Raw genomic sequence first — 17,382 nt, forward strand, 5'->3', positions numbered from 1 at the left:
ACCCGGCCTCACGGCAGCGCGGAGACGCCCGGCCGCAGGGCGCCCGCGGCGGCCAGGGCGCGGTAGATCGCCAGTTCGGTGGTGTCGGCCTCGGCGAGCAGCAGACCGGAACTGGCCCGCTGGTCGCCCAGGTGGACCACGGGGGTGCCGGGCGCCATCGTGGGGTACCACTCGGGGTCGCCCGGGAACGCCGAGAGGTGGTCCACGCCGTCGACGCCGGTGAAGGTGCCGGGGGAGTCGGGGTAGAGCAGGACGACCGCCGAGGGCTGCCCGTGCTCGGGCAGGTCGGCGTCGAGCAGGGCAGGGCGTTCGCCCAGGGCCACGTCGAGCACGGCGCGGTAGACGTTGGTGCCCAGGGAGCGGCACATCGCCTCGCCCGCCAGGCAGCCGCCGATCCGCGCGTTGATCTCCACCAACTCGGGGCCGTCGGCGGTGAGCACGAACTCCACGTGCGCGAACCCCCGCGCGTGCCCGGTGGCGGCGAGGACGCGGGCGACCCAGTCGGCCACCGCGTCCCGGTCGGCGCGGGGCAGGTCGGCGGGGAACGACATCAGGTCCTCCCGGCCGAACCACCGGTTCGACATCAACCGGCCGGTGACCCCGAGCAGCCGGGTTTCCCCGTCCCAGCTCAGGGTTTCCGCGCTGAACAGCGGGCCGGTGACCAGCGATTCGGCGAACAGCCGACCCATCAGCGCCGCGTCCCCGGCCTCGGCGAGCGCGGCATCCAGCTCTTCGGCGCTCCGGACCGGCCAGACGTTCTTCGACCCGGTCCCCGCGGAGTCCTTGAGCACCAAGGGGAAACCGATCGCCTGGGCCGCGTCCCGCGCGGTGGTCACTTCCGTGGACCGCGCCCAGGTCAGGCCGTGCTCGCGCAGGACGGTGCGCACCGCGTGCTTGTCCCGCAGCACCCGCACCGCGTCCGGGTCCGGGCCGGGCAGGCCGAGGCGGGCGGCCAGGTCGGCGCCCACGGTGAGCCAGGTGTCGGTGGAGTTGACCAGGCCCGCCAGGTCGGGGATGGCCTTCAGCGCAGCCTCGCAGGCGGCCACGTCGTGCGTGTCGAGGTCCACCACGTCGAGCCGGTCGGGGTCGAGGAGCGACAGCTCGTGCCGGTAGACGCCCCGGTTGCCGGTCAGCAGGTGCAGCCGCTGCCCCACCTCCTCCGCCGCGGCCACCATCCGGCCCAGGCCGAACGTCAACGCCTCCAACGCCGCGATGGCCACGCGGACCTCCCTGGTGTGCTCTGCCGGACGGGGTCGTACCCCCAGTGGTCGCGCGCACCCACCCGCCGGTTCCCGGGCGGGGTGGATGAGTTGATCACCGGGGCGCCCGCGCGGGTCGGGCCGGGGGTCGGCAAAGTTCCGGCGGTTATCGGAATGGAAGCGGATTCCCACTGTTCCACCTGGACGGTGTGATCCGCAACACTTCGCCGCGCCGATTCCGGGAAAGGTCGCCATCATTCGGTTGGACCCGGTCGGAAATCTCCGTGGGAGGCCACTTACCATGCACCGCAACGCATCCATGCACGCCGTCGAGGAGACGGCGGTGTTGGAATGCGGTTCCGTCACTCCGGGAGCAATTCCCGGAAAAGCTTTATGGCGCGGTTCCCTGGACCGACCGCGACGAGCAACGGAATGTGTGGCATGTGCGTTCACCTGATAAACCTGACCGTCGGATATGACGACCACGTCCTCTTCAGCGGGATCACCGCCCACGCCAGGGCGGGCGCGGTCACCGTCGTCCTCGGGCCGGAGGGCGTGGGCAAGTCGACCCTGCTGCGCACGCTGGCGGGCGGCAGCCCCGCCCTCGCCGGGCGCGTGTGCCTCGACGGCGCGGACCTGGACGCGCTCGCCCCGGCCGAGCGCTCCCGCCTGGTCGCCCTGCTGCCCGACGACGCGGTCCCCGCCTGCCCCGGCCTGCTGCTGCTGGACCAGTCGGACTCCGCCCTCGACGGCCCGGCCAGGGCCCGCCTCACCGCCCGCCTGCGCGAGCTGGCCGCCCGGCACGACGCCGCGGTGGTGGTCACCACCCGCGACCCCGACCTCGCCGTGGCCGCGGGCGACACCCTGTGGCTGCTGACCCCCGACGGCCTCCTGCGCACCGGCACCCCCGCCCACCTCACCGAGGCGGGCCACATCGCCGCCGCCTTCGACCCCACCGGGCACGCGCCCACCAGGCACGCCTCTACTGGGCACGCCCTCACCGGGCACGCCCCCACGGTGGCGCCCGAACCGGACGCCCCCGGCACCCGGGCGGTCGGGGCGCGGCGGGCGGACCCGGCGCGGGTGCGGGCGGCGGTGACCGACGCGGCCACCCGGTGCCGGTACGTCAGCGGCACCGACCCCGGGGACGGCGTCGCGCTGCGGGCGCTGCCGGCCGACCGGGCGCTGCTCGCCGAGCACGTCGACCAGGTCTGCTGGGCGCTGGGGGTGCGCGAGACCCGGGTGGCGGCTTCCCTGCTGCACTTCCGGCTGGTCGCCGGGGTGTGGTCGCTGGCGCTGGCCGCACCGGGGCTGGTGCCCGACCTGGACCGGTTGCGGGTGCGGCTGGACCCGAAGACCACCCTGCGGCTGAGCCTGCCGGACCCCGGCGGCTGGACGGCCGCCGACCCGGTCCCGCTGCTGACCCGCGCCGTCGTCGACGACCTGCTGCGGCCCCTGCACGACGCCCTGCACGCCGCGACCCGGGTCGCGCGCGGGCTGCTGTGGGGCAACGCCGCCGCCTCGCTGGCCGCCGCGCTGCGGGCGGTGCCGAACGCCCCCGCCGAGCGGTTGACCGCGGTCCCCGAGCTGGCGGCGGCGCTGGCCGGGGACGGGAGGCGGCGCAGCTGCTGCCTGCACTACCGCACCCCGACCGCCACCACCTGCTACGACTGCCCGCTCACGCCAGCCACAGCCCCAGGAACGCCGCCCCGAGCCCGAGCGTGAGGCTCACCGCGGCGTTGCCGACCGCCGCCGTCCACCGACCGTCCTGGAGCAGCCGGAACGTCTCGAAGCCGAACGTGGAGTAGGTGGTCAGCGCGCCGCAGAACCCGGTGCCCAGCAACGCCATCAGCGGTGTCGACACCGGCAGCCCCACCAGGAACCCCAAGACCAGGCTGCCCACCACGTTGACCACGAGCGTCCCGAGCGGGAACCGCCCCCCGCTCCGGCGCTGCACGGCCTGGTCGACCAGGTACCGCAGCGGCGCCCCGACCGCCGCCCCCAGGGCCACCAGCAGCGCGGTCACCGGACCACCTTCGCCGCGGCGACCCAGCCCAGCGCCACCGCGGGCACGGCGGCGAAGAGGGTGCCGAACAGGTAGAGCAACGCGGTCGGCGGCGGCAGGTGCGCCGTGTCGACCACGGCGGTGGAGAAGGTCGTGTAGCCGCCGAGGAACCCGACCCCGAGGAACGGCCGCAGCAGCGGGCTGTGCGGGCCGGTGTGGGTGATCACCGCCATCAGCGCGCCGATCAGCAGGCACCCGCTCACGTTGACCAGCCAGGTGGCCCAGGGCGTCGGGAGCAGCGTGCCCAGCCCGTACCGGGCCAGGGCGCCGAGCACCCCACCCGCCGAGACGGCCGCCAGGACGGCGGCGTTGATGCGCATGGCTGCCTCTTACCAGTCCCGGCCCGCGCGGGTGGGCTCAGGGGGTGAGGACCACGGTGCCGATCGTCCGGCGGGCCTCCAGCAGCCGGTGGGCGGTCGCCGCCTCGGCCAGGGGCACGGGCGGGGCGGTGATCGGGTTGAGGAGGCCCAGGACACCCAGGCGCATGGCCTCGGTGCGCAGCCCCATGGCGCGGGCCGGTTCGTGGGCCACCCGGGGGCCGAACCCGGTGACCGTCAGCCCGTGCACGAGGACGTCCGCGGCGGTGAACCCCGGGGAGTCCGCCGCCGCCGTGCCGTGCACGACCGCGCGGCCGGTGCCCGGGGCCAGCAGGCCCATCGCGGTCGCGCTGAGGTGCCCGCCGACGCCGTCGAAGAGCAGCGCCACCGGGCTGACCAGGGCGCGGACCCGATCCGCCCAATCCGGGCGCAGGTAGTCGACGACGTGGTCGGCGCCCAGGGCCGCGGCGGTCGCGCACTTCTCCGGCCCGCCCGCCGCCCCCACCACGACCGCGCCCGCCCGCTTCGCGAGCTGCACCACCAGCCCGCCGACGCCCCCGGCCGCCGCCAGCACCAGCACCACCTCACCCGCGGCGGGCAGCCCGGTCTCCATCAGCCCGACCGCCATCGCCCCGTGCCCGTTGAGCGCCACCGCCCGTTCGACGCCCACCCCCGGTGGCAGCCGCACCAGCGACGCCACCGGCACCGCCGCCAGCTCCGCGTACCCGCCGCCGCACAGGCCCGCCACCACCCGGGTGCCGACCAACCCGGGGTCCGCCGCTTCGACCACCGTGCCCGCCACCTGGAACCCCGGGCTGGTCGGCAGCTCTGGCATCGGGAACCACCGCGTCGCGGCCGACCCCGCCCGCAGTTGCGCGTCCAGGAAGGACGTTCCCGCCGCCTCGACCCGGACCAGCACCTCGTCCGCCGCGGGCACCGGGTCCGCGACGTCGTCGAGCCGCAGCACACCAGGGTCGCCGAACTCGTGGAACCGCACTGCCCGCACTCCGGTGCCTCCTCGATCCCCTGGTGCGGGATGTGCTCCAGGATGTTCCCGACCGGGGGCGACCCCGGCGCGCGCGCACCGTCCCCCAGCCCGTCGGCCACGCTACCGCCGCTACCGTGGGGGCCATGGCCGACACCCGCGGGCGCCTGATCGACGGTGCCATCGAGACGATCCGCGCGCACGGCTTCGCCGGGACCTCGGCCCGCACCATCGCCGCCACCGCGGGGGTCAACCAGGCGCTGGTCTTCTACCACTTCGGCACCGTGCACGAGCTGCTGCGGGTCGCCTGCCTGGTCAACACCGAGGCCAGGGTCGCCGGGTTCGCCGACCGGATCGCCGCCGTGGCCGACCTGCGCGGCCTGCTGGCCCTGGGCCTGACCCTGCACGCGGAGGAACGCGCGGCGGGCAACGTGGCGGTGCTGGCGCAGATGCTCGCCGGCGCGCAGACCGACCCGTCCCTGGCCGAGGCGATCTCGGGGGCGCTGCGGCTGTGGGTCGACCCGATCGAGGCGGCGCTGGCGCGGCTGCTGGCCGACTCGCCGGTGGCGGAGGTCGTCGACACCGCCGGGCTGGCCAGGGCGGTGAGCGCGGCCTTCATCGGCCTGGAGCTGTACGAGGGCGTCGACCCGGACGGCGCAGCGGCCGCCCTGGACGCCCTGGACCGGCTGGCCGTCCTGGTCGAGGTCGTGGACGACCTGGGGCCGGTGGCCCGGCGGGCGCTGCGGGGCAGGCTGCGGAAGGTCTCGCGCTGACCCGTGGTTGTCACGTCCCTGCCAGGTCGGGCGCGGCGAGGTGTCAACCGGGGGTGAACCCGCTCGCGCGGTGCGGCAAAACTCCGCCGGAGCAAGCACGAAATGACAACTTTCGTTGGCGTGCAACGATTGCGGCACGGTATCGCGGGTGCAACACTTCGATGACCAACCAGTGTGGCGACCCGGAGGTCGGAAGAGGCATGGGTGCGAAGTTCCGCTCCAAGTGGCCGTGGGCAGCGGCAGCGGTGTCCTGCGTGGCGGCGGGCGTGGTGGCCGTCGGCGTGCCGGGTGCCGACGCGGCGCAGGCGGCCGGGGAGCCGACCGTCACCAGGATCGCCCCCGGGGCGGGCCACGGGCACCCGCTCAGCGGGGCAGCGGGGATCGTCGACCTCGACCGGCTCGGGTACACCGAGGACGAGTACCTGATGTCCGGCACCGCCACCACCTACGACCAGTCGGGGCTGTGGACCGACGACGGGCGGTGGAACACCAGGGTCACCGGGACCGGCACCGCCTACACCACCCGGCTGCTGGTCGAGCGGCCCAGCGACCCGGCGAAGTTCAACGGCACCGTCGTCATCGAGTGGCTCAACGTCAGCTTCGGCGTGGACATCCCCGTCGACCTGTCCCAGTCCTACGAGCACTTCGCCCGCGAGGGCTACGCCTACATCGGCGTCACGGCGCAGAAGCGCGGCGCGGACAAGCTGACCCAGCTCGACCCCGACCGCTACGCCGGGGTGAACCTGCCCAACGACACCATCTCCTACGACGTGCTCTCCCAGGCGGCCCGCGCGGTCCGGGCGAACCCGTCGATCATCGGCGGCGGCACCCCGCGCACGGTCCTGGCCTCCGGGCACTCGCAGTCCGCTGGCAGGCTCGTCACCTACGCCAACGCCATCCAGCCCAAGGACGACGTGTTCGACGGCATCATGGTCCACGGGCGCAGCGGCGGCGCCGCGGCCATCGCGGGCGGCCTCCCGCCGATCTCGGCGAAGATCCGCGCCGACCTGAACGTCCCCGTCTTCGTCCTGCAGGCCGAGACCGACGTCCCGCTGTCGTCCTCGGCGCGGCAGAACACCGACCGGGTGCGCACCTGGGAGGTCGCGGGCACCGCCCACGCCGACCAGTACGGGCTGGACACCTACAACCCGGTCAACGCCCGCGACAAGGCCATCAACGACGGCGCCGCCACCCACTGCGACACCCCGATCAACTCCATGACCTTCCGCTACGCCGAGAACGCCGCCTTCGCCCACCTCGAAGCCTGGGCCCAGGGCAGCCCGCCGCCGCCGAGCGCCCAGCCCATCGACGCCTGGTTCGGCAGCCTCATCCAGCGCGACAAGGACGGCAACGCCCTCGGCGGCGTGCGCCTGCCCGACCTGGTGGCCCCGGTCGCCGCGTACGGCCCCAACAACAGCGGCGGCAACGTCACCGGCGCCTGCCTGCTGCTGGGCACCACCAAGCCGTTCACCGCCGACCGGGTCAAGCAGCTCTACCCCACCCACGAGGCGTACGTCACCAAGTTCACCGAGGCGGCCGACGTGGCCGTCCGGTTCGGCTTCCTCCTCCCCGAGGACCGCGCGGAGGCAGTCGCCCGCGCCCAGGCCGCCGCCATCCCCTGATCGGGAGCCCCGGCCGAAGGTCCTCCTCCCCCGTGGTCCGCCCCGCGCTCCCCCCGCGGGGCGGACCACGGTTTTTGCGCTGCCCGGAACCCGCGGGAGGACGAATCGGCCGGAACGTGACATGGTGGAGGGGTGCGGCCCGGTTCCGGGTCGCCTTTCGACGGTGTGCTCGCGTCCACCCACGCCGCACCGTCTGCTGAGTCGGGTCTCCCGACGACTGGAGTTCCACCATGACCGCGTCCCTCTCGTACCCGCCTTTCCTCGGTGCCCCGCGCAGGCTCGACGACATCTACGGCCCCGGTGTTGCCGTCTGCGCCCGGCCCGCCGTGGAGGTGGGCGTCCCCGCCTCGCTGCACCGCGACACCCGCGACGTCGTCTCCGCCCGGCCGCTGGCCGTCGCCGGGGACACCCCCCTGGTGTGCAGCACCGGCGGCACCGATCCGGAACTGCTGGCCAGGCTGCGCGACAGCGGCCTGCCGGTGGGCACCGACCTGCGCGCCTTCGGCACCGAGGTGGAGTTCGAGCGACGGGTTCGGGAGGTGGTCGCGGAGGGGCTGTCGGTGTCGTCGGAGTATCCACAACCCACCACCCTGTGCCCGGACGCGAGCGCGCTCAAGACCGGCGCGCTGGTCGGGCACCTGAACAACAAGGCGAGCATCAACACCCTGGTGGGCCGGGGGTTCCAGGCCCGCAGGGTCGTGGTGGCCAGGGCCGGGCTGTCCGCGGCGGCGCCGGAGGGGCGGTCCTGGGTGCTCAAGGCCGCGACCGACGACGCGCACGGCGGCAGCCTCGACGTCTACCTGCACCGGGCGGGCAGGCGGATCGTCCCGCCCGCGTTCACCAGGGTGCTCGACGAGTTCGTCGTGGAGGAATACCTGTCCCTGGTGCACAACTGGGGCGTGCAGCTCTACGTGGCCGCCGACGGGGTGGCCCGGCTGCTGGCGGTCACCGAGCAGCGCGTCGACACCGCCGGGGTCTACACCGGGGGCAGGTTCGGCGCGGTGACCCCGCTGCCGACCGAGCTGCTCACCGAGTGCGTCGCCATCGCCCAGCGCGCGGCCGACCTCGGCTACCGGGGCATGTGCAGCCTCGACTGCGCCCGCGCCGCGGACGACCGCCTGGTGGTGCTGGACCTCAACTTCCGGCTCACCAGCGGCTCGCTGCCGTTGCTGGCACTGCGTTCCATCCGCCCCGACGCGCTCGACCAGCCCGCCGAGTCGGTGAAGCTGACCACGACCGCCCCGCTGCCGGACCTGCTCGCCGACCTGGCGCCGACCCTGGCCGCGGGCGGACTGCTCATCATCGCCGGGCACGACAGCCACCGCACCGACAGCCCGGTGCGGCGCAGCACCCTGCAACTGCTGGTGTTCGGCGACGACCCCGACGAGGTCGCCCACCGCCGGACCGCCCTGGAGAACCGGGTCGGCTGAGAGTGGACGGTTCCCGGTGGGCGTTCGACACCGCCCACCGGGGAACGGGCAGACCTGCCCACAACGCAAACAGCCGATCGAACGCGCGCCCACGGTGGGTGGAACGTGGTTCGGCCGTTCGCCCGGCGGGTTTCGCGGGATTCGGGGTCCCCGGCGCGCGGTCGCGCGGGGTGCGTCGGCGGTACCGGTGGATCGGCGGTACGGTGGGTGCCCGTCGAGAGCCTGACGCCTCCCCAGCCGGACACGGCAGTCGTCATGTCGGAGCACACGGACGTCCACCGGGTCGGAGAGGCCACACCATGCCGACCGCCGACGACACCACCGGGGGTGCCCGGGTGCGGGCGTGGGTGGCCGAGCGGGCGGCCGAACTCGACGTCCCGGTGTCCGTACCGGTGCTGTGCGACACCGCGGTGCTGCGGCTGGGGGTTTCCGGCGCCACGCAGACCGTGGAACTGGCCGAGAACTGGCCGCAGACCGTCCACGCGACCGACGGACTGGGGGCGCGGCTCGCCGACCTGCACGTCACCGTGGGGGAGGGGCCGTGCCTGGACGTGTGGCGCGACGGCGGCCCGGTGCTCGTGCCGGAACTCGACACCCCCGCCGCGCAACGCCGCTGGCCGCTGTTCGCACCGTCCGCCGTGAGCGGCGGCGCCGCGGCGCTGTTCGCCTTCCCGCTGGCCGTGGGTGCGATCCGGGTCGGCGTGCTGGCCCTGCACCTGACCGAGCCGCGGCGCCTGGCACCGGCCACCCTGGCCGACGCGGTCGCCTTCGCGCACCTGGCGCTGCAACTGCACCTCGACACCCGGATCGGGCACGAGGGGCCCGCGCCCCGGCTCCACGACCCCCAGCTGCACCAGGCGACCGGGATGGTCTCGGCACAACTGGAGGTCGGCGTGGACGAGGCGTTCACCCGGCTGCGGGCCAGGGCGTTCGCCGAGGACCGACCGCTCACCGACCTGGCCGCCGACGTGGTGGCCCGGCGGCTGCGGTTCGACCCCGCCGACGAGGCGGGATGAGCGAGGGCGGGCGTCCCCCACCGCCCGGTCTTACGCTGGGGGCGACGGAGGAGAAGACGAAGATGGCCGATGACCGCCTGGTGGAGGTGTTCGTCGAACTCGCCGACACCCTGGTCGACGAGTTCGACGTGATCGACTTCCTGCACCTGCTCGTGGACCGGTGCGTGGACGTGCTCGGGGTGGACGCCGCCGGGCTGCTGCTGACCGACCAGCAGGGCCACCTGCGGCTCATGGCCAGCTCGGACGAGCACGTGCGGCTGCTGGAGCTGTTCCAGTTGCAGAGCGACGAGGGCCCGTGCCTGGAGGCGTTCGCCACCGCCGCGCCGGTGAGCGTGGCCGACCTGCGCGCCACCGACACCCGCTGGCCCCGGTTCGCCTCCGCCGCCGTGACGGCGGGGTTCGTCGCCGTGGACGCCCTGCCGATGCGGTTGCGCGACCAGGTGATCGGCGCGCTGAACCTGTTCCACGCGGACGCGCGGGTGCTCAGCCCGCGGGCGCTGCGGGAAGCGCAGGCGCTGGTGGACGTGGCGACGATCGGATTGTTGCAGGAGCGGGCGATCCGGCAGCAGGAGGTCATCACCGAGCAGTTGCAGACCGCGCTGCACAACCGGGTGGTCATCGAGCAGGCCAAGGGGCTGGTGGCCGAGCGCCTCGGGGTCGACATGGGCGCCGCGTTCACCGCGCTGCGCGGCTACGCGCGCTCCCACGGGCGCAAGCTCGGCGAGGTGGCCCGCCAGGTGATCTCCCGCGAGATCGGCACCGACCAACTGCTGGGCCGGACCACGGCCTGAGCGGCGCCCGGGAACCCGCGCGGGTTCCCGGGCGGCCGGGTCAGCGCAGCTTCTCGGGGATGGTGTCCAGCGCGTGCAGGACGTGCACCGCCACCTCACCCGCCGCCTTGTCGCCGAGCTTCGAGTGCCCGCGCACGGCCTCGGTGACCGTCTGGAGCCGTCGTTCGTAGCCGGTCGGGGTGGTTGTGCGGTCCGTGCTCATGGGAATGCCTCTCCGCCTCGCCGCGGGAAGACCGCGGCCTGACCGGAGCCTACCGCTCCGGGCGCCGCCGCGGTCGGGTCGGGCGGGTTGTTTTCCCGCGGGCACAAGCGGATCCGGGCGCGCGGGACCCCGGCCACCACTCGGTGTCCGAATTGGACCGGCGGTCACCGGTCCGCTACCACAGCCCCCGGGGCAGACCGGCGGTCAGCGCGGCCAGGTCCGCCCGGGTCCGCGCCAGGAACGCCGCCTCCACCCGCTCCTCGAACTCCGGGGCGGTGATCCGGCCCTCGCCCAACGCGTACTCCAACGCCTCGATCGACCGGTCGCGCTCCGCGCCGGACGCTCCACGCACAAGGTCCACCACGACCTCCCTCTCGTCGGCCACCACGGCCGGGTTCGGTCACACCGCTCCGACCTCCGGCCGGAACGCGCTGATGCGCCGCGCCAGGGCGCGCGCGTCGGCGTCACCGCGCCGCCGGGCCGCCTCGTCGCGCAGCGGTCGCAGCCGGGCCGCGGTGCGGGCCGAGGCCAGGCCGCGGCACAGGTCCAGCACCTGCTCGCCCACGGCCACCGCCCGCTCCACCTGGTCGTCGATGAGCTGGCAGGTCGCCAGCGACATCAGGGTGAACGCCCGGCTGCGCGCCATGTCCGGCCCGTACCCGTCGAGCGCGGCGACCAGGGCGGGCACCGCGGACTCGACGTGGCGGGGGTCGACGCTGCGCGCCAGCTCGGTGTGGACGACCCCGGTCATCGCCGAGAGGTCCGCGGCGGTGAAGAACGCCGCCCACGCGGGCACCGGTTCCCCGCGCGCCCCGGCGAAGTCGTCCTGGGCCCTGGCCAGCAGCGCCAGCGCTGCCTCCTCGTCCCCCAGCCTCGCCCGCGCCCACGCCTGGTTCGCCCGGGTCACCGCCAGCGCCAGCACCGACCCGCCCGCGCCCGCCGCCCGCTCCCCGAGGCGGAACTCCGCCAGCGCCTGCTCCGGGGAGTCGTGGTGCAGCCGCACCCGCCCGCGCCGGTAGTGGATGTTCGACAGCAGCACCCGGTCCCCGCCCAGGGCGGCCACCTCCAGCGCCACCCCGAAGTGCACCAGCGCCTCGTCGACCGCGCCGGTGTCGAAGCACGCCCACCCGGCCAGGTTGTGCAGGTCGGCCACCGCGGTGCACAGCGGCCCCAGCACGTCGTCGGCGACGTGCAGGCCGAGCAGCGCCCTGGCCGCGGGCAGCCGCGCCACCGCGGCGGCCCGGCAACGGCCGCCGCCGTGGCGGTAGTCCAGTCGCCGCAGCCTGCCGGTGAAGTCGACGACCGCGGCCACGTCGGTGCGCCCCACTCGGCCACGTCGTGCCCAGGGCTCGGGGTGGGGGTGTTCCCGGATCTGATCCCGGGGTTGTTCGACCGGCTCGGACATCGGTACCTCCGGCGGCGGTGTGACTGCGCGGTGCAGCGGCCGGGGTCCGGGGCGAGGAAATGGGGTGGGGAATCCATTGTGGCACAGGTCACTGGCTTGGGCGTGTACTTTCACCCGACGGGGGATGTGCTTCGCCGTGCCCGTGTCCTCGAAACCCGCCTTGGGGGTGCCCCTGCGGGGGCGTGGCTGGTTGTCGCTGCGCCGCGTGGGTGGGCGTCAGGCGCGGTGGGGCTTGCGGCGGGGGTCGGGGCTCAGCAGTTGCCGGGTGCTGAGCCTGCCCTCGATGACGGCTCGGGCGACGTCGCCCAGTTTGAGGTTGGTGGCGCGGGCGAAGCCGCGCAGGGCGGCGAAGGCGCCGTCCATGTCGACCTGGAGGCGTTCGGCGACGAGGCCCTTGGCCTGTTCGATGGCGACCCGGCTGGTCAGCGCTGATTGCAGTTGCTCGGCCAGCACCTGGTGGTGGTGGATCGAGCGGTGCTGGACCAGACCGATGGTGGCGATCTCGACCAGTGACGTCGCCGTGCGCAGGGCGGCGGCGTCCAGCGGGCCCGGTGCGGTGCGGAACAGGCTCAGGGCGCCGAGGACGTCGGTGCGCAGGCGCATCGGCACCGCGTCCACCGCGGCGAAGCCCGCCGCCTCGGCCGCGGCGGTGAACCGCGGCCAGCGGCGGTGGCCGTGGGTGTGCAGGTCCGGTTCGTCGACGGGGGCGCCGGTGGTGAAGGCGTCCACGCCCGGGCCCTCGACGGTGTGCGGGTGGTGGGGTTCGGCCGATCGGAGTCGGTTGCCCGCGGTGGCGATCAGTTCCAGTTGGCCGCGGGGGTCGGCCAGCAGCAGCGCCGCCGCGTCGACGCCTGCGAGTTCGGCCGAGCGGTCGGTCAGCAGGCGCAGGAACTCGACCACGTCGAAGTCCTCGACGAGGGTGTCGGCCAACTCGACGAAGGTCTCGGTCAACCGGTCAGCGTTCATCGGTCACAGTCACCTCACTGGTGCGGACTTGGGGGCGGGAGCCTGCGATCCGTCCTGCCACCACGGCGCTGTGGTGCTGAGTTCCCGTCGGTGATGGGGGCGGGGATTACCGCCCGGTACTCATGATCGCCTCACCCTACGCGCCGGGTGCGGGACGGGTACCCCTGGTCGGGTGTCCGCGCGTCACCCGTCGCAGCGCGGCACCCGGTGGGGTTTCGGGTCATCACCCGGGGGAGTGGTCCGGTTCGACAGCGGGCTGCCGGGCCGGACCACGGCCGCGGGGTGTCACCGGTCGGTGGCGTCCGTGGCCCGGGAGTGCGCCGCCGGTCCGCCGGAGGCCGGGGTCGGACCGTCGGGGGTGGTGTCCAGGCCGAGGACCTGCCGGTCGGTGGCCGTCGACGTCGGGTCGCCCGCGGTGTGCAGGGCGGTCTCGGCGGTGCCGTCCGCGGTGTCGTGCGGGATCACCAGCAGCCGGGTCCTGGTCCGGTCGGGGCCGATCACCGTGACGACGTGCTCGGGGGTGCTGTGGAAGCCCTCCAGGCGCACCAGCACCCCGTCGACGGTCAGCCTGCGCTCACCCGCGTCCCAGGCGTCGAGGTTGTAGGACACCCGGCGCACCGGCACGCCCCGGGCCGCCAGGGCGGTGATCAGCGTGGGGAACTCGGTGTCCGGGTCGGTGGAGCGGGGCCACCAGCCGCCGTCGGCGCCGCCGCGGTCGTCCGAGCGGGGTTTGAGGGCGAGCCGGGACTCGCCCGTCGTCGGTGCGGTGGGGGTGTTGTGCAGGTCCGAGTTCAACTCGGCGCTCCCGCCTCCGGCCGAGTGCGTCGGCCGGACTCCGTGGTGCGCCCAAGGCGACACCGGCTTGACCGCCGGTGTTCGACGTACCCTCGGTGATCCCGATCCTACGCCGACGAGCGCCCCGGCGCGGGTGGGGACCACCGGTCGCGCCGGGGCCCGCGCGCGATCGCCGGGGTGCGCCTGCGGCGTGGTCACCGGCCGCTGGTGGCCTTGCGGTTGATCGGGCCCTTGTTGGAGTTGCCGTAGGTCATGCCCGCCGACTCCCCCGAGCACAGGCACTTGCGGCTCGGGCCGCCCGCGGCGCTGGCGCGGCAGAACCGCAGGGCGATCGGGTCGTGCGCGTCCAGCGGGTGCGGGCACGCGGTGCAGGTCTCTTCGGCGTGGTCACCGGCATCCGGTGCCGGGGCATCCGGGGTGGAGGAATTCGCTAGCGCGTCCATGGTCGGCATCCGCCCAGTCCTGTGATGTCGTCCCTGGTGTCCCGTGATCTATTACCGCGGGGGCCGGGGCGACACCCCCAGGCTACCCCGGTGCGCCCCCGCGGGCCGACCACCTGTCCGGGCGCGGATCCCCGTCGCGGCTTCCGGACAGCCCGGTGTTCCCGCCGCCCCACGGCCGTGCCCGCCGGTGTTCCGGCCGTCAGTGGATCGGTTCGAAGAGCGGGTGCCGGATCCAGGCCCGGAGGGCGGCCGGGTCCGGCGGGACGACGCCGTCCACGGCGGGCCCGTCGGGTCCGACCCCGGGCCACACGCCGGTCAACCAGTCCCGCTCGTCCGCGTCGAGCCGGTCCCACCGCTGCCGCAGCCGCCGGACGAGCCGGGCGCACCGGTCGCCGTCCAGGTGCCCGCCCAGGTAGCAGATCGCCGCGGCCACCGGGGACGAGTGGACGTCCCCGTGCCTGCGCGCGCTCCGGCCGAGCAGGTGCCGCAGCCGGGTGAACACCTCCTCCCACGCCCGACCGTCCCCCGCGCCCGCGAGCCCCGCGACCGCGTAGTCCTTGACCGCGGAGTGCTTGCTCGACAGGGCCGCGAGCAGGTCGGCGGAGGCTTCGGCACCGCAGCGCTTGGCCAGCGCGAGCACGGCGGCGCAGAGCAGGTCCTGCTCGCGGCCGGTGTCCACCACGGACCGCAGAGCCGCTGGTCCTGCCTCACCGGTCGCGTCGCCGAGCGCGGCCACGACGAGGACCCGACGTGCCGCCGGCAGTTCGCCCACCACCGCGACCAGTTCGGCCTCACCGGCCGGACCGCTCGCCACGGCTTCGCGCACCGCGTCCGCGAACGCGTCCCAGTTCCTGCCGCGCAACCGCGCACCCGGCGAAGTCATGCGCACCAGTGAAACGCACGGTCGCGCGCAGGCGGCACCGGCCCGTTCGGGCAGTCCGTTCGGGACGCCCGCGCGGGCGGGATCGCTAGGGTGGGCCCATGGCGGCGACAGGGGGAGTGATCCGGATCCGTGACGGCCGGGAGCTGTTCCACGTCCGCACTCCCGGACCGGGGCCGACCGTGGTGTTCGAGGCGGGGTTGGCCGCCACCCGGTCGTACTGGGCGCCGGTGCGCGCCGCCCTCGCCGGTGCCGCCGCCACCGTCGCCTACGACCGGTCCGGCCTCGGCCGCAGCGCGCCCGCCCCGGGGCCCCGCGACCTGCCCACCCTCGCCGCCGACCTCAACGACCTGCTCACCGCCCTGGGGCCGGGCCCGTACGTCCTGGTCGGCCACAGCTGGGGCGGTCCGATCGTCCGCGTCGCCGCGGCGGCCGAACCGGCGCGCGTGGCCGGTCTGCTCCTGCTCGACCCGACCGACGAGGCGGGGGAGGCGCTGTTCACGCCGTCGATGCGCCGCGCGGAGCGGGCCGTGCAGCTCGGCAGCGCCGCGCCGGCCCGCGTCGGCCTGCTCGGGGTGGCCTTCCGCGGGCTGCTGGCAGGGTTGCCCGAGGACGCCGCCGCCGAGATGCGCGCGGAGGCGTTCACCCCGGCCGCCGTGCGCACCCGCGCCGCCGAGCTGCGCACCCTCGCCGCGGACGTGCTCTCGTTGCGGGACAACCCGTGCGACCTGCCCGACGTCCCGTTGACCGTGGTGTCGGCCGGGCTCACCACCGCGGGGATGCCCGCGCGCGTCCGGGCGGAGATCGAGGCGTCGCACCGGCACCGCGCGGCCACGTCGACCCGGGGGCGGCACGTGGTGGCCCACCGGTCGGGGCACATGGTCCCGGTCTCCGAACCGGAGTTGGTCGCCGACGAGATCAGGCGGCTCCTGGCGGTGTGACGGCCTCGCCCGCGCCTGCCCGCCGCTGCCGGTCCGCCTCGGCGCGATCGGCCTGGCGGCGGCCGATCACCGCCGCGGCGAAGATCCCCACGGTGATCCCACCGAGCATGACGGCCACCATCACCTGCGACGGGACCAGCGGCTTGAGCAGGAACTGCACCACCGTCACCCAGCCCAGGAGCATCAGGGCGGACATCACCCGGTCCACCCACTTCCGCCTCGTCTTCCACTGCACCACGGTCGCGACGAGGAACACCACCAGTCCGCCCACGCCGATCCACAAACCCACCCGTGCCCCCCTTGTCGGTGTCACCCGGGAGGTACCCCCGTTCGCGGTCAGTGCACCGCGCCCAGTTCCACGAGCAGCACCCCACCCATGATCAGCGCGATGCCCGCGCCCATGAGCGGGGTGAGCGGTTCCTCGAACAGGACCCTGCTCGCCACGGCCGTCAGCGCCACCCCCGCCGCGGCCCACACGCCGTACGCGACCCCGATGCCCACCCCTTCCGCCAGGGTGCGGGTCAGCAGGAAGAACGCCAGCAGGTACCCCGCACCCACCGCGCCGTACCAGATCGCGCGCCCGGTGGACGCCACCCGCAGCGCCAGCGTGCCCCCGACCTCGGCGAGGATCGCCCCCGCGAGGAACAACCAGGCCATCACGCCTCCCCCTCCCCCGACCGGGGCCGGGCGTGCGAGCCGAATTCGACCAGCACCACCCCACCGATGATGCAGGCGATGCCCAGGAGCATCACCGGGGTCAGCGGTTCGCCGTAGAGCAGCGCCGCGAACCCGGCGGTCAACGCGACCCCCATCGCCCCCCAGACGCCGTAGGCGACGCCGAGCGCCATGCCCGCCCGCAGCGCCGCGCCCAGGGCCGCGAACGCGCCCAGGTACCCGACGGCGACCAACGCGTACCAGGCGGGCTGGCCCATCGCCGCCTTCAGCGACAGCGACCCGGTGACCTCGCTGACGATCGCGCAGGCCAGCAGCGACCACTTCCGCATCACGGCTCCAGCAGTCGTTCGGCGACGGCGCGGACCCGGTCGCGCTCGTCGGGCGGGATCGGGAACAGGTGCGCGGCGTCGGCGAGCCACGCGCCGTCGCAGAGCAGGCGCACGGCCGTCAGCCGGGCGCGGGCGTCCGGGTCGAGGTCGTCGGGCAGGGCGAGCCACGGGCCGAGGCGCTCCTCCCAGCGGGCGGTCATCGCCGGGCGCAGCCGGGGGTCGGCCACCACCACCAGGTCGGCCTCGTCGAACCCGCCGGAGGTGGACCAGGCCAGGTAGGCGCGGATGCGGTCGCCCGCGCTCGCCCGCGCCACCTCCCCGGTCAGGCGCTCGGCGAGGGCCCGCTCCCAGCCGTCCACCACGTGGTCGACCAGGGCGAGCATGAGGGCTTCCTTGGTGCGGAAGTGGTGCATCAGCCCCGGTTTGCTCAGCCCGGCCTCGCGCGCGGCCGACTCCAGCGAGACGGACCCGCCCGAGCGCAGCAGCGCCAGCGCGCTGTCGAGGATGTGCTCGCGCGAGTTCACGCATCCGACCATACCAACCGGAAG

General features: G+C 74.8%; 22 protein-coding genes. 7 read left to right on the forward strand and 15 right to left on the reverse strand.

Annotated elements, in window-relative coordinates:
• Positions 1 to 8: 8 nt before the first annotated feature.
• Positions 9 to 1,220 carry an ATP-grasp domain-containing protein gene (locus L6E12_RS09590; protein WP_236227547.1) on the reverse strand — a complete coding sequence of 404 codons (1,212 nt, stop codon included), beginning with the start codon at positions 1,218 to 1,220 and terminating at the stop codon, positions 9 to 11.
• A 420-nt stretch (positions 1,221 to 1,640) separates the two neighbouring features.
• Between L6E12_RS09590 and L6E12_RS09595 the strand changes: the two genes are divergently transcribed.
• Positions 1,641 to 2,924, forward strand: coding sequence for an ATP-binding cassette domain-containing protein (locus L6E12_RS09595; RefSeq protein WP_236227548.1), 1,284 nt, complete (start codon positions 1,641 to 1,643; stop codon positions 2,922 to 2,924).
• On the opposite strand, the gene crcB is transcribed toward L6E12_RS09595, so the two are convergent.
• From crcB to L6E12_RS35355, 3 genes are read right to left on the reverse strand one after another with little or no spacing between them, the layout of a single operon-like run.
• Positions 2,878 to 3,225: a fluoride efflux transporter CrcB gene (gene crcB / locus L6E12_RS09600; RefSeq protein ID WP_236227549.1), complete on the reverse strand. Its 348-nt coding sequence runs from the start codon at positions 3,223 to 3,225 to the stop codon at positions 2,878 to 2,880. The two genes, L6E12_RS09595 and crcB, sit on opposite strands and share 47 nt — an antisense overlap.
• Positions 3,222 to 3,584, reverse strand: a complete 363-nt coding sequence (locus tag L6E12_RS09605; protein ID WP_236227550.1) for a CrcB family protein — start codon at positions 3,582 to 3,584, stop codon at positions 3,222 to 3,224. The genes crcB and L6E12_RS09605 overlap by 4 nt, the downstream gene beginning before the upstream one ends.
• 37 nt (positions 3,585 to 3,621) lie before the next feature.
• Complete coding sequence (locus tag L6E12_RS35355; RefSeq protein ID WP_236227551.1) at positions 3,622 to 4,587, reverse strand: zinc-binding dehydrogenase; 966 nt, start codon at positions 4,585 to 4,587, stop codon at positions 3,622 to 3,624.
• A gap of 125 nt (positions 4,588 to 4,712) precedes the next feature.
• Here L6E12_RS35355 and L6E12_RS09615 point away from each other — a divergent pair, with 125 nt between their 5' ends.
• The 5 genes from L6E12_RS09615 (at position 4,713) to L6E12_RS09635 (ending at position 10,198) form a co-directional block, all read left to right on the forward strand.
• The gene (locus L6E12_RS09615; RefSeq protein ID WP_236227552.1) at positions 4,713 to 5,339 is read left to right on the forward strand and encodes a TetR/AcrR family transcriptional regulator; all 627 of its coding nucleotides are present in this window, start codon (positions 4,713 to 4,715) and stop codon (positions 5,337 to 5,339) included.
• 200 nt (positions 5,340 to 5,539) lie between these two features.
• The gene (locus L6E12_RS09620) at positions 5,540 to 6,961 is read left to right on the forward strand and encodes an alpha/beta hydrolase domain-containing protein (RefSeq protein ID WP_236227553.1); all 1,422 of its coding nucleotides are present in this window, start codon (positions 5,540 to 5,542) and stop codon (positions 6,959 to 6,961) included.
• Between the two features lie 230 nt (positions 6,962 to 7,191).
• Positions 7,192 to 8,391: a hypothetical protein gene (locus L6E12_RS09625; RefSeq protein ID WP_236227554.1), complete on the forward strand. Its 1,200-nt coding sequence runs from the start codon at positions 7,192 to 7,194 to the stop codon at positions 8,389 to 8,391.
• A 299-nt stretch (positions 8,392 to 8,690) separates the two neighbouring features.
• Positions 8,691 to 9,407 (forward strand): ANTAR domain-containing protein, encoded by a 717-nt coding sequence (locus L6E12_RS09630; RefSeq protein WP_236227555.1) that lies wholly within the window; start codon positions 8,691 to 8,693, stop codon positions 9,405 to 9,407.
• Between the two features lie 62 nt (positions 9,408 to 9,469).
• On the forward strand, positions 9,470 to 10,198 hold the full coding sequence (locus L6E12_RS09635; RefSeq protein ID WP_236227556.1) for a GAF and ANTAR domain-containing protein: 729 nt from the start codon (positions 9,470 to 9,472) through the stop codon (positions 10,196 to 10,198).
• A 40-nt stretch (positions 10,199 to 10,238) separates the two neighbouring features.
• Here L6E12_RS09635 and L6E12_RS09640 read toward each other — a convergent pair whose 3' ends face one another.
• The 7 genes from L6E12_RS09640 to L6E12_RS09670 form a co-directional block, all read right to left on the reverse strand.
• Complete coding sequence (locus L6E12_RS09640) at positions 10,239 to 10,400, reverse strand: DUF6307 family protein (RefSeq protein WP_236227557.1); 162 nt, start codon at positions 10,398 to 10,400, stop codon at positions 10,239 to 10,241.
• Positions 10,401 to 10,575: 175 nt separating this feature from the next.
• Positions 10,576 to 10,761, reverse strand: a complete 186-nt coding sequence (locus L6E12_RS34350; RefSeq protein WP_236227558.1) for a DUF1707 domain-containing protein — start codon at positions 10,759 to 10,761, stop codon at positions 10,576 to 10,578.
• 39 nt (positions 10,762 to 10,800) lie between these two features.
• Positions 10,801 to 11,727, reverse strand: a complete 927-nt coding sequence (locus tag L6E12_RS09650; RefSeq protein WP_236227559.1) for a tetratricopeptide repeat protein — start codon at positions 11,725 to 11,727, stop codon at positions 10,801 to 10,803.
• Between the two features lie 294 nt (positions 11,728 to 12,021).
• Positions 12,022 to 12,771: a GAF and ANTAR domain-containing protein gene (locus L6E12_RS09655; protein WP_236227560.1), complete on the reverse strand. Its 750-nt coding sequence runs from the start codon at positions 12,769 to 12,771 to the stop codon at positions 12,022 to 12,024.
• Between the two features lie 285 nt (positions 12,772 to 13,056).
• Entirely contained in the window at positions 13,057 to 13,566 is a 510-nt protein-coding gene (locus L6E12_RS09660) for a DUF5994 family protein (protein WP_236227561.1), read from the reverse strand.
• Positions 13,567 to 13,760: 194 nt separating this feature from the next.
• A complete protein-coding gene (locus tag L6E12_RS09665; protein WP_236227562.1) occupies positions 13,761 to 14,009 on the reverse strand; it encodes an RGCVC family protein in 249 nt (82 codons plus the stop codon).
• Positions 14,010 to 14,208: 199 nt separating this feature from the next.
• Entirely contained in the window at positions 14,209 to 14,892 is a 684-nt protein-coding gene (locus tag L6E12_RS09670) for a hypothetical protein (RefSeq protein WP_236227563.1), read from the reverse strand.
• 98 nt (positions 14,893 to 14,990) lie between these two features.
• Here L6E12_RS09670 and L6E12_RS09675 point away from each other — a divergent pair, with 98 nt between their 5' ends.
• Complete coding sequence (locus L6E12_RS09675; RefSeq protein ID WP_236227564.1) at positions 14,991 to 15,830, forward strand: alpha/beta fold hydrolase; 840 nt, start codon at positions 14,991 to 14,993, stop codon at positions 15,828 to 15,830.
• Here L6E12_RS09675 and L6E12_RS09680 read toward each other — a convergent pair.
• Genes L6E12_RS09680 through L6E12_RS09695 form a run of 4 tightly spaced genes read right to left on the reverse strand, consistent with a single transcriptional unit; the run spans position 15,808 to position 17,358 of the window.
• Positions 15,808 to 16,119: a hypothetical protein gene (locus tag L6E12_RS09680; RefSeq protein ID WP_236227565.1), complete on the reverse strand. Its 312-nt coding sequence runs from the start codon at positions 16,117 to 16,119 to the stop codon at positions 15,808 to 15,810. The two genes, L6E12_RS09675 and L6E12_RS09680, sit on opposite strands and share 23 nt — an antisense overlap.
• Before the next feature lie 47 nt (positions 16,120 to 16,166).
• A complete protein-coding gene (locus tag L6E12_RS09685; protein WP_236227566.1) occupies positions 16,167 to 16,487 on the reverse strand; it encodes a multidrug efflux SMR transporter in 321 nt (106 codons plus the stop codon).
• Positions 16,487 to 16,834, reverse strand: a complete 348-nt coding sequence (locus L6E12_RS09690; protein ID WP_236227567.1) for a multidrug efflux SMR transporter — start codon at positions 16,832 to 16,834, stop codon at positions 16,487 to 16,489. Before L6E12_RS09690 ends, L6E12_RS09685 begins: the two co-directional genes overlap by 1 nt.
• A complete protein-coding gene (locus tag L6E12_RS09695) occupies positions 16,834 to 17,358 on the reverse strand; it encodes a TetR/AcrR family transcriptional regulator (protein WP_236227568.1) in 525 nt (174 codons plus the stop codon). The genes L6E12_RS09690 and L6E12_RS09695 overlap by 1 nt, the downstream gene beginning before the upstream one ends.
• Positions 17,359 to 17,382 lie beyond the last annotated feature (24 nt).

The organism is Actinokineospora sp. PR83, assembly GCF_021056305.1.
Taxonomy (GTDB): domain Bacteria; phylum Actinomycetota; class Actinomycetes; order Mycobacteriales; family Pseudonocardiaceae; genus Actinokineospora; species Actinokineospora spheciospongiae.

What these genes read in the sequence shown, in the direction of transcription:
- L6E12_RS09630 (WP_236227555.1), top strand. Translation starts at nt 8,691, where the DNA reads ATGCCGACCGCCGACGACACCACCGGGGGTGCCCGGGTGCGGGCGTGG.
- L6E12_RS09685 (WP_236227566.1), bottom strand. Translation starts at nt 16,487, where the DNA reads ATGGCCTGGTTGTTCCTCGCGGGGGCGATCCTCGCCGAGGTCGGGGGC.
- L6E12_RS09675 (WP_236227564.1), top strand. Translation starts at nt 14,991, where the DNA reads ATGGCGGCGACAGGGGGAGTGATCCGGATCCGTGACGGCCGGGAGCTG.
- L6E12_RS09595 (WP_236227548.1), top strand. Translation starts at nt 1,641, where the DNA reads ATGTGCGTTCACCTGATAAACCTGACCGTCGGATATGACGACCACGTC.
- L6E12_RS09620 (WP_236227553.1), top strand. Translation starts at nt 5,540, where the DNA reads ATGGGTGCGAAGTTCCGCTCCAAGTGGCCGTGGGCAGCGGCAGCGGTG.
- L6E12_RS09655 (WP_236227560.1), bottom strand. Translation starts at nt 12,771, where the DNA reads ATGAACGCTGACCGGTTGACCGAGACCTTCGTCGAGTTGGCCGACACC.
- L6E12_RS09690 (WP_236227567.1), bottom strand. Translation starts at nt 16,834, where the DNA reads ATGCGGAAGTGGTCGCTGCTGGCCTGCGCGATCGTCAGCGAGGTCACC.
- L6E12_RS09670 (WP_236227563.1), bottom strand. Translation starts at nt 14,892, where the DNA reads ATGACTTCGCCGGGTGCGCGGTTGCGCGGCAGGAACTGGGACGCGTTC.
- L6E12_RS09640 (WP_236227557.1), bottom strand. Translation starts at nt 10,400, where the DNA reads ATGAGCACGGACCGCACAACCACCCCGACCGGCTACGAACGACGGCTC.
- L6E12_RS09625 (WP_236227554.1), top strand. Translation starts at nt 7,192, where the DNA reads ATGACCGCGTCCCTCTCGTACCCGCCTTTCCTCGGTGCCCCGCGCAGG.
- L6E12_RS09665 (WP_236227562.1), bottom strand. Translation starts at nt 14,009, where the DNA reads ATGGACGCGCTAGCGAATTCCTCCACCCCGGATGCCCCGGCACCGGAT.
- L6E12_RS09615 (WP_236227552.1), top strand. Translation starts at nt 4,713, where the DNA reads ATGGCCGACACCCGCGGGCGCCTGATCGACGGTGCCATCGAGACGATC.
- L6E12_RS09605 (WP_236227550.1), bottom strand. Translation starts at nt 3,584, where the DNA reads ATGCGCATCAACGCCGCCGTCCTGGCGGCCGTCTCGGCGGGTGGGGTG.
- L6E12_RS09635 (WP_236227556.1), top strand. Translation starts at nt 9,470, where the DNA reads ATGGCCGATGACCGCCTGGTGGAGGTGTTCGTCGAACTCGCCGACACC.